Source organism: Ureibacillus sp. FSL K6-0165 (assembly GCF_038004285.1).
In the GTDB taxonomy this organism is placed as follows: domain Bacteria; phylum Bacillota; class Bacilli; order Bacillales_A; family Planococcaceae; genus Ureibacillus; species Ureibacillus thermosphaericus.
On record NZ_JBBOQS010000001.1, the window covers coordinates 1,714,072 to 1,730,344 of the forward strand.

18 protein-coding genes and 1 other annotated feature are annotated in these 16,273 nt (G+C 36.0%); of the genes, 15 read left to right on the plus strand and 3 right to left on the minus strand.

Going from position 1 to position 16,273, the window contains the following annotated elements; translation table 11 throughout:
• The first annotated feature begins 6 nt into the window (after nt 1-6).
• From mutM to NST00_RS08610, 11 genes are all read left to right on the plus strand, one after another.
• Nucleotides 7-879: a bifunctional DNA-formamidopyrimidine glycosylase/DNA-(apurinic or apyrimidinic site) lyase gene (gene mutM, locus NST00_RS08560; RefSeq protein WP_016837140.1), complete on the plus strand. Its 873-nt coding sequence runs from the start codon at nt 7-9 to the stop codon at nt 877-879.
• A gap of 13 nt (nt 880-892) precedes the next feature.
• Nucleotides 893-1,489 carry a dephospho-CoA kinase gene (gene coaE / locus NST00_RS08565; protein WP_340709857.1) on the plus strand — a complete coding sequence of 199 codons (597 nt, stop codon included), beginning with the start codon at nt 893-895 and terminating at the stop codon, nt 1,487-1,489.
• Between the two features lie 287 nt (nt 1,490-1,776).
• On the plus strand, nt 1,777-2,796 hold the full coding sequence (locus NST00_RS08570; RefSeq protein ID WP_016837142.1) for a glyceraldehyde-3-phosphate dehydrogenase: 1,020 nt from the start codon (nt 1,777-1,779) through the stop codon (nt 2,794-2,796).
• 318 nt (nt 2,797-3,114) lie between these two features.
• On the plus strand, nt 3,115-3,579 hold the full coding sequence (nrdR, locus tag NST00_RS08575; RefSeq protein ID WP_016837143.1) for a transcriptional regulator NrdR: 465 nt from the start codon (nt 3,115-3,117) through the stop codon (nt 3,577-3,579).
• Nucleotides 3,580-3,598: 19 nt separating this feature from the next.
• Nucleotides 3,599-4,969: a replication initiation and membrane attachment family protein gene (locus tag NST00_RS08580; RefSeq protein WP_016837144.1), complete on the plus strand. Its 1,371-nt coding sequence runs from the start codon at nt 3,599-3,601 to the stop codon at nt 4,967-4,969.
• 10 nt (nt 4,970-4,979) lie between these two features.
• Entirely contained in the window at nt 4,980-5,915 is a 936-nt protein-coding gene (dnaI, locus tag NST00_RS08585) for a primosomal protein DnaI (RefSeq protein ID WP_026018972.1), read from the plus strand.
• Nucleotides 5,916-6,328: 413 nt separating this feature from the next.
• A complete protein-coding gene (gene thrS, locus NST00_RS08590; protein WP_016837146.1) occupies nt 6,329-8,260 on the plus strand; it encodes a threonine--tRNA ligase in 1,932 nt (643 codons plus the stop codon).
• A 248-nt stretch (nt 8,261-8,508) separates the two neighbouring features.
• Nucleotides 8,509-8,655 (plus strand) — a sequence feature (ribosomal protein L20 leader region).
• Between the two features lie 92 nt (nt 8,656-8,747).
• Nucleotides 8,748-9,251, plus strand: coding sequence for a translation initiation factor IF-3 (infC, locus tag NST00_RS08595; RefSeq protein WP_016837147.1), 504 nt, complete (start codon nt 8,748-8,750; stop codon nt 9,249-9,251).
• A gap of 32 nt (nt 9,252-9,283) precedes the next feature.
• Complete coding sequence (rpmI, locus tag NST00_RS08600; protein WP_016837148.1) at nt 9,284-9,484, plus strand: 50S ribosomal protein L35; 201 nt, start codon at nt 9,284-9,286, stop codon at nt 9,482-9,484.
• A gap of 53 nt (nt 9,485-9,537) precedes the next feature.
• Nucleotides 9,538-9,897, plus strand: a complete 360-nt coding sequence (gene rplT / locus NST00_RS08605; RefSeq protein WP_016837149.1) for a 50S ribosomal protein L20 — start codon at nt 9,538-9,540, stop codon at nt 9,895-9,897.
• Nucleotides 9,898-9,987: 90 nt separating this feature from the next.
• Complete coding sequence (locus NST00_RS08610; protein ID WP_016837150.1) at nt 9,988-10,257, plus strand: DUF1294 domain-containing protein; 270 nt, start codon at nt 9,988-9,990, stop codon at nt 10,255-10,257.
• A 187-nt stretch (nt 10,258-10,444) separates the two neighbouring features.
• Here NST00_RS08610 and NST00_RS08615 read toward each other — a convergent pair whose 3' ends face one another.
• Nucleotides 10,445-10,828 carry a hypothetical protein gene (locus NST00_RS08615; protein ID WP_016837151.1) on the minus strand — a complete coding sequence of 128 codons (384 nt, stop codon included), beginning with the start codon at nt 10,826-10,828 and terminating at the stop codon, nt 10,445-10,447.
• A 92-nt stretch (nt 10,829-10,920) separates the two neighbouring features.
• On the opposite strand from NST00_RS08615, the gene NST00_RS08620 reads away from it, so the two are divergent.
• The 3 genes from NST00_RS08620 (at nt 10,921) to argF (ending at nt 13,756) form a co-directional block, all read left to right on the plus strand.
• Nucleotides 10,921-11,403: a dUTP diphosphatase gene (locus NST00_RS08620; RefSeq protein WP_016837153.1), complete on the plus strand. Its 483-nt coding sequence runs from the start codon at nt 10,921-10,923 to the stop codon at nt 11,401-11,403.
• Between the two features lie 11 nt (nt 11,404-11,414).
• Nucleotides 11,415-12,503, plus strand: a complete 1,089-nt coding sequence (locus NST00_RS08625) for a M42 family metallopeptidase (protein ID WP_026018973.1) — start codon at nt 11,415-11,417, stop codon at nt 12,501-12,503.
• A gap of 287 nt (nt 12,504-12,790) precedes the next feature.
• Nucleotides 12,791-13,756: an ornithine carbamoyltransferase gene (argF, locus tag NST00_RS08630; RefSeq protein WP_016837158.1), complete on the plus strand. Its 966-nt coding sequence runs from the start codon at nt 12,791-12,793 to the stop codon at nt 13,754-13,756.
• A gap of 415 nt (nt 13,757-14,171) precedes the next feature.
• On the opposite strand, the gene NST00_RS08635 is transcribed toward argF, so the two are convergent.
• Nucleotides 14,172-15,284 (minus strand): S-layer homology domain-containing protein, encoded by a 1,113-nt coding sequence (locus NST00_RS08635; RefSeq protein WP_168412066.1) that lies wholly within the window; start codon nt 15,282-15,284, stop codon nt 14,172-14,174.
• A 198-nt stretch (nt 15,285-15,482) separates the two neighbouring features.
• Here NST00_RS08635 and NST00_RS08640 point away from each other — a divergent pair, with 198 nt between their 5' ends.
• A complete protein-coding gene (locus NST00_RS08640) occupies nt 15,483-15,905 on the plus strand; it encodes a MarR family winged helix-turn-helix transcriptional regulator (RefSeq protein ID WP_016837162.1) in 423 nt (140 codons plus the stop codon).
• Between the two features lie 32 nt (nt 15,906-15,937).
• On the opposite strand, the gene sspI is transcribed toward NST00_RS08640, so the two are convergent.
• The gene (gene sspI, locus NST00_RS08645) at nt 15,938-16,147 is read right to left on the minus strand and encodes a small acid-soluble spore protein SspI (RefSeq protein ID WP_016837164.1); all 210 of its coding nucleotides are present in this window, start codon (nt 16,145-16,147) and stop codon (nt 15,938-15,940) included.
• Nucleotides 16,148-16,273 lie beyond the last annotated feature (126 nt).

A 16,273-nucleotide genomic window follows, 5' to 3' on the forward strand; every position in this document is an offset into this window, starting at 1 on the left:
GAAGACATGCCTGAATTACCAGAAGTGGAAGGAGTTGTTCGGGCGCTATCCCCGAAAATAGAAGGTAAGACAATTTTAGAAGTTGCCCTATCTAAAACGGTTTGTGATGCTCATCAACAAGGAAAACAATGCATAGTGAAAAATATGGAGCCAAGGGAATTTGAAGAACAGATGCGCGGCATGACAATCAAAAAGGTGCTTCGCCGCGCCAAATATATCTTTATTGATTTAGAAAAAAATAATACACCATATCTTTTCGTTAATCATTTAGGAATGACTGGCGCTTGGTTTATTGTTCAGAACGAAAATGAAATTTTAGAAGAAAAGTTTCGAAATCATATTCATGCCACATTTCAATTATCTACTGGTGAGTTGCTCATATTTTCAGATATTCGTAGATTTGGCGAATTGAGATTGCTAAATACAATTGATGAGCACCCACCTCTTTTACAAATGGCTCCTGAACCTTTTGATGAAATTGCATTAAACTACTTTTTAGAAAAATGTGAGCTTACTAAATATAAAAACAAACCGATAAAGGAAGTCATTATGGATGGGCAAGTGATTTCCGGCTGCGGCAATATTTATGCAACGGAAGCGCTTTTTCGAGTAGGCATACATCCTGCGAGAAAGGCTGGGCGAATCAGTATAATGCGGAAAATCGCATTATTTGAAGAGATTCAGAAAATTTTACTTGAAAGTATTGAAAGGGGAGGCTCAACAATCTCTGATTATCGCAATATCAATGGTGAAGCAGGCGGGATGCAGCATCGATTGAAAATGTATGGTAAAAAGGTTTGTCCAGCATGTAATGCAAGTACGAAATCGATGATTATCGGAGGAAGAACAAGCGTTTATTGTCCAAAATGTCAACGTTAAAAGGGTGTTATATATGATTATTGGTTTAACTGGAAGTATCGCAAGTGGAAAAAGTACAGTAAGCAACATGTTAAAAGAATATGGATTGCCAATAGTTGATGCAGATGTGGTGGCTCGTCTCGTAGTGGAGCCTGGCAGCGAAACGTTAAAGAGAGTTGTTGAAGCTTTTGGAGAAGAGGTACTAACAGAGACGGGAGAATTAAATAGGCAAAAGCTAGGATCCATTATCTTCAATGATGAAGAAAAACGTCAAACGTTAAATGGCATTATTCATCCTGCTATTCGGAAAGAAATGTTGCGACAGCGGGATGAATATATCGCTAATGGTGAAAAAACCGTCATTATGGACATTCCATTATTATTTGAAAGTAAACTTCAACATTTTGTTGATAAAATTTTAGTCGTGACGGTATCGGAAGATGTACAATTGGAAAGATTAATGAAAAGAAATCAATTAACTGCGGAAGATGCAAAAGCCCGCATTCGTTCTCAGCTGCCATTAGCAGTGAAGGAACAAGGAGCCGATGCGGTTATAAATAATAATGGAACAATTGAAGAGACGCGAAAACAATTAGAGCATATATTGAAAGAATGGGGAGTTCTTTCTTAAGCTTTACATCGATTGATGATCAAATTATTGATTTCTAAACATTGTGTGAAGTGAATTTTTTCCATTTCATTCACGTAATGAAAACAGCAATCGATGGAAAAGTTAGACTTTAAGCGGTAATTTTAAACAATTTTCTCATAGTAATACCATTTTCCCTTTAATCATTTATTTTTCTGAAAATAATAACTTTTTTATTATTAGAATTATTGGTACACCTTTTATAATAATGTGCTATACTAATTGAGAAATAGTAAACATAATTGAAGTAAAACGGGAGGCTTATATTAATGACAGTTTCTATTGCAATTAACGGCTTTGGACGAATTGGCCGCATGGTGTTCCGACAAGCGATTGTTCAAGAGGATTTAAATATAGTGGCAGTTAATGCTAGCTATCCTGCAAAAACATTAGCACATATGGTTAAGTATGACACAATTCATGGACATTTTGATGGAACTGTAGAGTATGAGGAAGATGCTTTAATCGTCAACGGTAAACGTGTTCAATTAATTGCTGAACGCGATCCTGCAAAATTACCGTGGAAAGAACTTGGAGTAGACTTAGTTATCGAAGCAACAGGTAAATTCAATGATCGCGAAAAAGCAGCTCTTCATTTAGAAGCAGGTGCAAAAAAAGTAATTTTAACAGCGCCAGGTAAAAACGAAGACGTAACAATTGTAATGGGTGTTAATGATGATGTATTAGACGTGTCAAAACACCACATCATTTCAAATGCATCTTGTACAACAAACTGCTTAGCTCCGGTTGTAAAAGTGTTGCATGAACAATTTGGTATTGAAAACGGTTTAATGACAACAGTTCACGCATATACAAATGACCAAAAAAATCTAGACAACATGCATAAAGATTTACGCCGTGCTCGTGCATGTGGTCAAAGCATTATTCCAACTACGACTGGTGCAGCAAAAGCATTAAGTAAAGTAATTCCTGAAATGGAAGGAAAAATCCATGGTTTAGCTCTTCGTGTACCAACTCCAAATGTTTCATTAGTAGACTTAGTAGTCGACTTAAAACAAGATGTAACAGCTGAACAAGTAAACGAAGCTTTCAGAAAAGCAAGTGAAGGTTCATTAAAAGGTATCCTAAACTATAGCGAAGAACCACTTGTATCTGTTGATTACAATACAACAACATATTCATCTACTATTGATGCACAATTAACAATGGTAATGGGTACAAGAAAAGTTAAAGTAATGGCTTGGTACGATAATGAATGGGGTTACTCTGCACGCGTAGTTGATTTAACGAAAAAAGTTGTAAAAGCACTTGAAGCGGTAACTGCATAATAAATAGTTGATAAAGTGTAGACATCGTCTGACAACGACTTTGTCTACACTTTTTTATATAATCTGTAGTTATGTAATATCACTTGTAAAAATAATCTTTCATTACTATTTATATACAAAACTCCCGAAAAATATGCATTGAAAGTGCTAGCAATCATTCTAATGAAATTCATTATAAATAACCTCGATTTTTGGTTGGAAGTATATTAAAATGAAAACCTATCATCTTCTATTAGAGATTATGTACTAGGAAAAGTGTTACTTCCTATGTTTATTTGATATAATAATGATAAATATACTAGACAGGGAGAAATTTTTATGAGATGTCCAAGTTGTTATTACAATGGAACGCGTGTCATAGATTCCAGACCCGTTGATGATAATAAAGAGATACGTAGACGTCGTGAATGCGAATCTTGCGGTTTCCGATTCACTACTTTTGAAAAAATAGAAGAAACGCCATTAATTGTAGTGAAAAAAGATGGGTCCAGGGAAGAATTTAGCCGAGAAAAAGTGTTAAGAGGGCTAATTCGCGCTTGCGAAAAACGTCCAGTATCATTAGAACAACTTGAACAAATCGTCTTTTCTATTGAAAAAGAATTAAGAAGACTAGGAAATTCGGAAGTAAGTTCTGTAGATGTTGGAGAAATGGTAATGGATGAGCTTGCAAAGGTGGATGAAGTGGCTTATGTTCGTTTTGCATCTGTTTACAGACAATTCAAAGATATTAATGTATTTATGCAAGAGTTAACAGAATTATTGAATCGACAGCCAAAAAAGTAGTTATAGGGGGAAAGCAAAATTGGTTCATTTATATAAAGAGCTTCAACCGAAGGATCATTTTGACATTATTCTCCCTCATTCTCTATCTTCCCATGAACGACAACTATTAACGCTTTTCTATCAGCCACTTACTGGTCCGGAACCCATTAGCTTATATTTAACTTTATGGGCAGAAGGTGAAGATGCTCATAGGGAAACTTTAAATCATTATTATTTAATGAATGTGTTAGATATGCCGATTGGTAAAGTGTTTCAAGCCCGTATTTCATTAGAAGCAATCGGTTTATTAAGAACATATCGAAAAGAAGAAGGAGAAAATCGTTTCTTTATATATGAATTAGTGCGTCCTCTTGATGCAGAGACATTTTTTCAAGATCCGTTATTATCAATGTTTCTTTTCAGTAAAATTGGAGAACAAGCATACCGTAAACTTCGGAAACGATTCATCAAGCGAATGAACATGGATTCTTTTAAAGAAGTATCAAGAACATTTATGGATGTGTACAAACCCATTCATACGAATGTTCCCCAAGAATTCATCGAACCCAACCTAGAAACAAAAAATCGCAATTATCCATTCTATTATGAACAATTTGATTTTGCTTTATTGCAAGCTGGGTTATCGGAACAATTGATTCCTACCAGTGTATTTACAATTGAAGTAAAAGAATGGATTGCAAAGATAGCCTTCCTCTATCAATTCTCTCCACTTGATATGCAGAAGGTTGTTATTTTAGCGATTGATGATGAAATGCGAATTTCGTTAGATAGATTAAAAAAAGCTGCATCAGATTATTATAAATTAACGATTTCTAAAGAAGTGCCGAAACTTGAAAAAACTTTTGAAATGAAACCGCAAGAAATACAAAATCAGCCTTTAACGAAAGAACAAGAGTTAATTGATTACCTTGAAACGACCCCACCCGTTCAAGTGTTAAGAGACATTAATAACGGAAAAGAGCCAGTACCATCTTCTGTCGAAATAGCAGAAGATTTAATATTGAAACATGGCATGCCCGTCGGAGTTGTCAATGTATTGCTTGAATATGTTATGCTAACTACAGACATGAAATTACCACGCAAATATGTTGAACGAATTGCGGACCATTGGATGAGGAAAAATGTTCGAACGGCGAAGGAAGCAATGGAACTTGCTCGCACAGAACGGGATCAATATAATAAGTGGAAGCAAGAAAACGAAGAGAAAAAGTCTTCTGCTTTAAACTATAGAAAACAGCCATACAGAAATATAAGGGAAGAAAAGATACCAGAATGGTTCTATAAACGAAACGAACCTCGGAAAGAGGAAGAACAGTCCACAAAACAAAAAATTAACTTTGAAGAAGAACGTAAAAAAATATTGCAAAAACTTGGAGTTGTAGACGGGTAGGTGACCAACCATCGAATCGATCAAAAAATCTTTAAATAAAGTGCAAATTCCATCCTTTCAAGAGAGATACAATGCCATCCGAAATCAAATTTTAGAACATCCGAACGTTCAAAAATTTTTAGCAGAACATGATGATGTGGTTAATAAAGAGATGGTTGAACGCAGTTTAGCAAAGCTATATGAATATATTAGCCAAACGAGCGAATGTTGCAACTGCGGTTCGACAGAAAAATGCACTAATTATTTAAAAGGGTTTGTTCCAAAACTGTATATCACTCAAAATTCCATAGATGTTGAATATGAACGATGCAAACAAAAAATCATTGAGGATGAACGCAGAGAAATTGAATCGATGATTTCAAGCATGTACATGCCAAAAGATGTATTATCTGCAACATTGAAAGATTTAGAAATTGATGATGAATCGCGGGTTGAAATACTTAATTATGCAGCTGATTTTGTTGCTCATATCAAAAATTCAGGGGAATTACCGAAAAAAGGGTTTTACTTGTATGGAGAGTTTGGTGTTGGGAAATCCTTTGTACTAGGTGCGATTGCCAACGAACTCGCAAGTTTAAAAGTCCCGTCAGTTCTTGTATTTGTACCTGAATTTTTAAGGGAATTAAAAAATTCCATCCACGATCAAACACTTCAGGAGAAAGTGGATTATGTGAAACAAGCTCCAGTGTTGATGCTCGATGATATTGGTGCAGAATCATTAACAAGCTGGGCGAGGGATGAAATCTTAGGATCCATTTTACATTATCGAATGAGTGAGCAACTACCAACCTTTATTACATCGAATTTAGATTATAAACAATTGGAAATTCATCTAGCAGAAACTTCTCGTGGTGAGATGGATGTAGTGAAAGCGGCAAGAATTATGGAGCGAATTAAAGCCGTGACGTTTCCTATTCGAATGACAGGAAGAAATAGGAGACTTTAAAAAGCTTTGTCTATTTCGATAGTTGCATTTCTAAAAAACTCAGCGTATACTTTCATTATGATGATGAAAAATATTTTGCGGTGAAGAGGACACGAAGTTTGTGAAACGGCTTATAGAGAGGGAAACCTAGGCTGGAAGTTTCCTAGTACGACGCAACACTTTACTACCTCGGAGCATTAGCGGGGAACAATCCGCTAACGTTTTCGGTACGTTACACCGACCTAGAGCTTCGTCTGAAATTTTATTTCGGAAGGAAGAAGGGTGGAACCACGAGCGATCGCGTCGTCCCTTTATTGGGATGGCGTTTTTTTATTTTAGGTTTCAACTGTTTAGCTTTATTAATTTTTGATTTCTATGAATACAGAATAGCTAAAAATTTTGCATCAAAAAATATAGTAAAGGAGAATTTGAGTATGTCTGAAGTGATTCAATTAACATTTCCAGACGGTGCTGTAAAGGAGTTTCCTAAAGGAACTTCTACTGATGATGTGGCAGCTTCCATCAGCCCAGGATTACGTAAAAAAGCGTTAGCAGGTAAAATCAATGGTAAGTTATTAGATTTAAAAACACCAATTGAGGAAGATGGTGCAATTGAAATCATTACACCAGAACATGAAGATGCATTAGAAATATTGCGCCACTCTACTGCTCATTTAACAGCTCAAGCAGTAAAACGTTTATTCCCTGGTGTGAAACTTGGGATTGGTCCTGTAATTGAAGGTGGGTTTTACTACGATATCGACTCACCAACACCAATTTCTGCAGATGATCTTCCAAAAATAGAAAAAGAAATGAAAAAAATCATTTCTGAAAACCTTGAGATCGTACGTAAAAACGTTACTCGCGAAGAAGCGCGCAAAATTTATGAAGAAATCGGCGATGAATATAAATTGGAATTACTTGATGCGATTCCAGAAGGGGAACAAGTCTCTATATACTATCAAGGGGAATTTTTCGATCTTTGCCGTGGAGTGCACGTTCCATCTACAGGCAAATTAAAAGAGTTTAAATTGCTTTCTTTAGCTGGAGCATATTGGCGTGGCGATTCTAACAACAAAATGCTTCAACGTATTTACGGCACAGCATTCTTCAATAAAGAAGATTTAAAACAACACTTACAAATGCTTGAAGAGGCAAGAGAACGAGATCACCGTAAAATTGGTAAGGAACTTGAGCTATTTACTTTATCTCAAACTGTAGGTCAAGGGTTACCAATTTGGTTGCCAAATGGGGCAACAATTCGTCGTATCATCGAACGCTATATTGTTGATAAAGAAATCAGTCTTGGATATCAACATGTATATACTCCAGTGCTAGGTTCTAAAAGTTTATATGAAACATCTGGACATTGGCATCACTATTCTGAAGATATGTTCCCTCCAATGGAAATGGATAACGAAACACTTGTGCTTCGTCCAATGAACTGTCCACACCATATGATGGTGTACAAGAACAGCATGCACTCTTACCGTGAGTTGCCGATTCGAATTGCCGAACTTGGTATGATGCACCGTTATGAAGCATCTGGTGGTTTATCTGGATTACAACGTGTGCGCGGAATGACGTTGAATGATGCCCATATCTTCGTTCGTCCAGACCAAATTAAAGATGAGTTTAAACGAGTAGTTAACTTAATTTTAGATGTTTATAAAGATTTCGATATTAAAGATTATCGTTTCCGCTTATCTTACCGTGATCCAGAAGATACAGAAAAGTATTATGACGACGATGAAATGTGGGAACGTGCTCAAAGCATGTTAAAAGAAGCAATGGATGACCTAGGCCTTGAATATTTTGAAGCGGAAGGCGAAGCGGCATTCTATGGTCCTAAATTGGACGTACAAGTTAAAACTGCTATTGGTAAAGAAGAAACATTATCAACTGTGCAACTTGACTTCTTGCAACCAGAGCGCTTTGATTTAACATATATCGGAGAAGATGGAGAAAAACATCGTCCAGTTGTAATTCATCGTGGTATTGTATCGACAATGGAACGCTTTGTTGCATTCTTAATTGAAGAGTATAAAGGTGCGTTCCCAACTTGGTTGGCACCAGTTCAAGCAGTAGTGATACCTGTATCAAACGAAGTGCATTTTGATTATGCAAAACAAGTGGAAGAAACACTTCGTAAAGCTGGTATTCGCGTAGAATTGGATGTTCGTGAAGAAAAGTTAGGATATAAAATCCGTGAAGCACAAATGAAGAAAATCCCTTACATGTTGGTATTAGGAGATAAAGAAGTGGAAGCGAATGCGGTAAATATTCGCAGATATGGATCTAAAGATTCCGAAACAGTTTCATTCGAACAATTCCTTGAAGATATCAAAAAGGACGCAAGAGTGTAAACGGGATACAAAAATGATTTGTATTTTTGATTAGTGTGGAAGATGCCCGGAGCTTAGCAAAGGGCATCTTGATTTTTTAAAATACTTTAGTTTATAATTCTAATCATTGCACGATAGCTAGTATTCGTTAAAGAATTTTAGATTTTAAAGTTTTCTATTTTTTTTCTTTCAAAGGAATGTATTGATAAAAAACTTGACATTCTAAAATATGAATGTTACGATAACAAAGGTTAAGAATACAAGTTTGTGGTTGAAAGTAGAGGCTGCCCGCTTCTCACCTGTTTCGACGCTTCAAGCAGTTGGCAGGTTTGGAATACATGAAAAATGAATACGCTCTTTTTGCGTATTTTTCGGCGGGCGGACATCTTCTGAAATGTCCGTCTTTTTTTATGGACATAACAGAATCAACAGCGACGTTCAACCAGGGATGTTTCCAAACCGTGTATTCGCGACACAACCTTGGAGGTGGATTTTTATTAGCAAAGACATGTACGTCAACGAAGGGATACGTGCACGTGAACTTCGTGTAATTGATCAAAACGGTGAACAATTAGGAATTAAATCCCGTAATGAAGCGTTAGAAATGGCTGCTCGTGTAAACTTGGATCTTGTCCTAGTAGCACCACAAGCGAAGCCACCTGTCGCTCGTATTATGGACTATGGCAAGTTTAAATTTGAGCAGCAAAAGAAAGAGCGCGAGATTCGCAAAAATCAAAAAGTCATCCACATGAAAGAGGTACGTTTAAGCCCAACAATTGATGAGCATGACTTCCAAACAAAACTTCGAAACGCAATCAAGTTCCTTCAAAAAGGAGATAAAGTAAAATGTACGTTGCGTTTCAAAGGTCGCGCAATTACGCATACAGATATTGGTCAGCGGGTATTAGATCGTTTTGCTGAAGAATGTGCAGAATATGCAACAGTAGAACAAAAGCCGAAATTAGAAGGCCGAAGCATGTTTTTAGTACTTGCACCAAAAAATGAAAAATAATGATTACGAAATAAGGTTTAGGAGGAAATACTATGCCAAAAATGAAAACTCATCGTGGCGCTGCTAAGCGTTTCAAAAGAACGGGTACAGGTAAATTTAAATTTGACCGTGCTTACGGTAGCCACTTAGCTGCAAACAAAACGACAAAACAAAAACGTCAACTGCGTAAAGCTAAAGTGATGACTGCAGGTGACTACAAACGCATTAAAACTTTACTTGCGTACAAAAAATAATTGAACGTTATATAAAAATTTAATTTACGAGAGAATAGCAGGAGGTAATTAATATGCCACGCGTAAAAGGTGGAACAGTAACGCGCAAGCGTCGTAAAAAAGTATTAAAATTAGCTAAAGGTTATTTCGGTTCAAAACACACTTTATATAGAACAGCAAATCAAGCGGTAATGAAATCCGGTTTATACGCATACCGTGACCGCCGTCAGAAAAAACGCGATTTCCGTAAATTATGGATTACTCGTATCAACGCAGCTGCTCGTCAAAACGGCCTTTCTTACAGCCGTTTAATGTACGGTTTAAAACAAGCTGGTATCGAAGTAAACCGCAAAATGTTAGCTGACTTGGCAGTAAACGATGCACAAGCGTTTGCTCAACTTGCTGAAGAAGCGAAAAAAGCAATTGCGAAATAAGAAATTGACTCATTTTTTCACGAATTTAAACAACAACTTTAAAGGCTGGTAGGACATCCTATCAGTCTTTTTCTATTAGGAGAAGCGCATATGAATGAAATTCTTATTGTTTACATGATGATTCTATCAGCGATTTGTTTTACATTGATGGGGATTGATAAATCAAAAGCGAGAAAAAAGAAGTGGCGTATTTCAGAAAGAACATTATTGTTCGTTGCAATCATCGGTGGTGCTTGTGGTGGGCTAATCGGGATGTATCTATTCCGCCATAAAACGAAACACTCAGTATTTGCATTTGGATTGCCATTTTTGTCTGCAATACAGATTATATTAATCATGTATATAAATCGTTCATTCTAATTTGATGGAGTATGTTGTGATGATCCACTTCGCTCTTTAAAGAATTAAACGGCTTAAGCCCATAAAGATTTAGAGCTCAAGCCGCTTATTTTTCAAATGATTCACTCAACAGAGAGTTTACTAATATTATTTGGACAAGCCCCCTGTCCATCAACGAACAATTAAAACATTATTTAGAGGATGATTATTATTCTTCTTTCATCAATTTTTCAATAGGATTTTTCCAATTGATTTTCGCTTTAGGATAATTCATTAAAATTTCCTTCTCTAAAAATTTGAAATCATCTTTCGTCATACCGTGAAGTTTCATTGGATCATGCACCCAGACGAAAATCGAAACAACTTCAAAGGCATCTTCGGTTGTCCCTAAATATTTTTCACCTTCAAATAATGCCCCTTTATAAGAAATAAAGAAGTTTTTTCGTACATTTTTTACATCGTCATAAAAATAATATTGCCCCTTTTCATAGGCTTCATCTAATTTCCTTTTTGGATCTGTTAAGTAGCGAACAGCTTTATAAAATAAATAGATAATGAGGACAATAACTATAATGCGCAAAAGAAAACCCATAAAAGTTCCCCCTTGTATAAAAGGTATCATATCCTATACGATTAGGATAGATATATAGTTTCATTTTTTATAGAAAATGAGGGATAAAATTAATGGAATTTAAAGAACTGTTTAATATGCAAGCACAACTGGATTCATTTATTCAAAAAAATCAGCAAATCAACCGTGATGTGTTTTTAGAAAAAGGATTGGCGCTAACAATTGAACTAGCAGAGTTAGCAAATGAAACTCGCTGTTTTAAATATTGGAGCACGAAAGGACCTTCTGAACGAGAAGTGATATTAGAGGAATTTGTAGATTCTATTCATTTTCTGCTTTCATTAGGAAATGAGAAAGGCTATCGATTAGATGCTTGGCCGGAAATTAAGAAAAAGGAAAACTTAACGACGTGGTTTTTACAAACACAAGATGTAATATTATCATTTATTCATAATCCGACAGAGGATAATTACTTGCAAGTGTGGAAATATTATGGAGTGCTTGCCTATAATTTAGGTTTCACATTGGATGATATTATCCAAGCATACATTGCTAAAAACGAGAAAAATTACGAGCGGCAACGCAATGGATATTAAGGAGGATATTCATAATGAATTTGGATCAAACTCTGCAAATGTTGAAAGATTTGACTGATGCAAACGGCATCCCAGGAAATGAAAAAGCGCCGAGAGCAGTAATGAAAAAATATATCGAACCGTTTGCTGATAAGATTGAGTATGACAATTTAGGAAGCTTAATTGCTGAAAAATGTGGCGATGAAAAAGGCCCAAAAATTATGATTGCCGGTCACCTAGATGAAGTCGGCTTCATGGTGTCTCAAATTGATGAAAAGGGGTTTATTAAATTTCAAACTGTAGGCGGCTGGTGGGCTCATGTTATGCTTTCTCAGCGGGTAACGATTACAACTCGTTCAGGAGAAGAAATCATTGGCGTAATCGGTTCAAAACCGCCACATATCCTGCCTCAAGAACAAAGAAAGAAAACTGTAGATATAAAAGACATGTTTATCGATGTTGGTGCATCTTCAAAAGAGGAAGCGGAAAGCTGGGGAATACGACCTGGTGACATGATTACCCCTTATTTTGAATTCAATGTGATGAAAAACGAAAAATTGTTACTCGCAAAAGCTTGGGATAACCGAATTGGTTGTGCCATTGCCATCGAAGTGTTGAAACGATTACAAAATGAAAAACATCCAAATATCGTGTATGGTGTCGGCAATGTACAAGAAGAAGTAGGTTTAAGAGGTGCGAAAACGTCCACGTTTAAAATCCAACCTGATATTGGCTTTGCAGTAGATGTTGGAATTGCTGGTGATACGCCGGGGATTACTGCAAAAGAATCGACATCGAAGCTAGGAGCAGGGCCGCAAATCGTTATTTACGATGCTTCGATGGTATCGCATAAAGGATTACGGGATTTTGTAATAGATGTTGCAGAAGAGAACAAGATTCCATATCAATTTGAAACGATGCCTGGTGGTGGAACGGATGGCGGTTCTATTCATTTAACTGGAAGCGGCGTACCAACCCTTTCCATTGGCGTTGCTACTCGTTATATTCATTCCCATGCATCCATTTTGCATCGGGATGATTTTGAAAATGCAGTAAAATTAATGGTCGAAATTGTAAAACGGCTTGATTGGGATGCGGTGAATAAAATTAAATTTGATTGAGAGGATTAAACATCCTCTCTTTTTTATTGGCATTTAGAACGCTTGAAGTTATCTTTATGCATAACATGTACTATTATGAATAGAATGGAATGGACATCATTTTAATTTGTACGCATAAATATTAATTAAAATCAAAAATAAACCTGTTTTGATGAATTTTTATTCGTTTTGATTGAATATTCCTTCGATTGACAAAAAGATTAAAATATAATAAAAATACACTTGATTTAATAAATATGCAATTGTATAATGAATACAACCAAACGTTAAAGGAGCGGTAAGAATCAATGAAACTGTTGGAAGAAGTGCAGCTAAAGCCCGTTTCTAGTTTAAAGGGCAAAGATTTATTGACGCTGCTTGATTATACAAGTGAAGAAGTGCAAGAACTAATTAGTCTTGCAATAAAAATGAAAAAGGTAACGAAAAACGGAAGATGTCCAAAACTATTAGATGGAAAAATAATCGGAATGATTTTTGAGAAGAATTCAACTCGTACTCGTATTTCCTTTGAAGTAGGAATGCATCAATTGGGTGGAAAAGCGATTTTCTTACATGCAAGAGATATGCAACTTGGTCGTGGTGAACCAATTTCTGATACTGGCCTTGTGCTTTCAGGATATTTAGATGGCATTATGATACGTGCAAATTCCCATAAGATGGTAGAGGAGTTAGCTGAATACTCTACAATTCCTGTGATTAATGGATTAACGGATCTTTATCATCCATGTCAAGCATTGGCAGATATTGAAACAATCGTTGAAAATAAAGGAAAATTAAAAGGTTTAAAAACAGCTTATGTTGGCGATGGAAATAATGTTGCCCATTCGCTGGTAGTTGCAGCTGCCCATGTTGGAATGGATATTGTGGTTGCAACTCCTAAAGGGTATGAGCCAGATGAAATCATCATGAAGAAGGCTCAAGCGATTGCAGAGAAAAATGGCAGCACGGTTGTCGTAACAAATGATCCAATTGAAGCTGTGAAAGATGCAGATGTAATCTATACAGATGTATGGACTAGTATGGGGCAGGAAGAGGAAGCGGCTCAGAGATTAATAGACTTTAAAGGTTATCAAATCAATGAGGAACTTGTTGCTCATGCAAAACCTGACTTTATGTTCTTACATTGTTTGCCAGCTCATCGCGAAGAAGAAGTGGCAACATCAGTAATCGATGGACCAAATTCATACGTCTTCGAGCAAGCAGAAAACCGATTACACGCACAAAAAGCAGTGCTATTATCTCTATTAGCATAATAAGAACAGAAGAAAATATGTTGTAGCTCTGCCCCGAAAGCGCAAGCGGTAGGGGCAAGCAGAAAACCGACTCCATGCCCAAAAAGCAGTGCTATTATCTCTATTAGCATAAAAAGAACAGAAGAAAATATGTTGTAGCTCTGCCCCGAAAGCGCAAGCGGCAGGGGCAAGCAGAAAACCGATTACACGCACAAAAAGCAGTATTGTTATCTCTTTTAGCATAATGAAAATAGAAGAGAATCTGCTATAGCTCTGCCCCGAAAGCGGCAGAGGAAACTTTTATCTCTACTACTATGCAGATTAAAACATGTTTTCACTCGATGTGGATTTCTAGGTGGAATGAAGCATCGATATAAATAAAAGATACAAGGCAATCCAGGAGGCGCTGGATTGCCTTTTTACATGAAGGAATATTTTATTTAGAAGACCGTTTCTTTAAATCAATTAATTGATAAACAATCGCATTTGTTTGCAAATCTTTCGTACAAATGTGGCCTAATTCTTTCGAATAATAATATTGGTAACCATCGGAACTAACAATTTCCATTACAGGATGAAAGGTTCCAGCAGGTGTTGTGATTTTTTCCGACATGCTGGTTACGACATAGGTTACTGGTTGATACTCATCCTTAAATGAATAAGACCAACTCGTTCCAAGTTTTACTGGATACGGAATATGAAAATCTGTGATAATTTCTTCATTTTCTAAGTAACCAGTAAAAGTGAAGCCTTTTTTATCGATGCGATTTACATAATGGATGTATTGATTGTTTTCGTCGGAAACTTGCCACCAATCCCCTAGTTCGTCAGATGAAAGATACGAAAAATATTCTCGAGCGGTATAGCCCTCATTTAATTCATATATGTACTGGTACTGTTTATTGTACCCAAATCCACTTGAAACAGGAATAAAATCAGGTTCAATAATCCGAGACATAAAAGTGGAAAAGTGAGCGCGAGTAAGAGGTTGAGAAGGCTTAAAAGTGCCATCTTCGAATCCCGTTGTAATGTTATTTGCAGCTAATATTTTGATTGCTTGATAGAATGTATGGTTTTTGGAAACATCTTTAAACTCTTGGTTTGTTGTACCTTTTAAATGAAATGCATTAACTAATACTTGAGCCATTTCACCGCGCGTAATGGGTTCAAAGGGTCTAAAAGTATCTCCTTTTGGAAAAATTCCTTCATCCACGACTGCTGCGATGGCCTTATAAGTAACTTCATCGATTTTTCCTAAATCTTGAAATCCTGGAGCTGGTCGATTCTCTACATTAAGATTTAATGCTCTTGTAATCATTAATGCAACTTGGGAATTTGTAACATTGTTAGAAGGTTTAAAGGTTTGATCTTGATAACCTTTAATAATTCCTGAATCCGCAAGAAATTCAATTTCGAATATTGACGGATGGCTTTCAGGAACATCTTTAAAAGTAGCAGCATCTCCATGATTTACTTTTACGCAAAAAATTAACATACAAATGATAAAACTACTCCATAGCCATTGTTTCCAATTGTAATGTACTCCCACTTCACTTTCCCTCCTTCAATACTAGTTTGGATAAACTTATGAAATAATGATATTTTTACTAATTCTCATACTAGTATAAACGCTCTCTTTTTTTTGGTAAATGACGAATTAGAACTATTCAGGTATGATAGTAGTATTAACAATTGAATAATAAATTCATTATTGATATAGTTGCTAGTCTACAAAGGGGTGAGATGATTGAATGATCATAAGGGAGAATTGTTGTTTGATTTAATTAATGGGAAATGGATGTTATTGAAAAAAATAAAGAAAGGAAAATGGCAAGATATTAGTGATATTTACATAACAAATTCAGAATTTGCTATTTTATCAATAGTTTATAAGGATAAGCCATTAATTTCTCATGTAGCGAAACAAGTTCATTTTACAAGGCAAGCAACCCATAAATTTATCAAACAATTAGAGCAAAAAGGTTTGGTGGAAACGAATAAAGCGAACTTGAGAGATAAATATATTGAACTGACACCTTCGGGAGAAGCTTGCTATGAAAAATATATCGCTTTAAAAAAAGAATTGGAGAATATCATTGCAGAACATATAGGGGAAGAACAACTAAAAAGCTTGAAGGAAATTTTAAAAATGGAATGGGGGTTATATTAAATAAGGGCATGGAGAATCCATTCTCCAGCCCTTTAATTTTGAAATGCTTTTGATAATGTTTCGGTAAACTTTGCATGCTCTTCTTCAGTAGAAGTTTGCCACCACTTTTCTAAAAAGACACCAAGTCCTGGAAGTAGGTGCTCATCTCCTCGAGCGATTGCATCTTGAATTGTTTCCTGAAAATCTTGTGGGTTGTCTCCTTTAACATTTGCTGTAATGGCTTCTCTTATTTGAAAGTTCATACCATTCGCCTCCTCGAGTAGTAGTTTGTTACCACTCGATGAAATTATGCGTCATTTTCAATAACTCCTTGGAGAAACTTTTTTGGAGTAAAGTTCTTCTTAGCGCAACTTGCGTAATGTGTATGT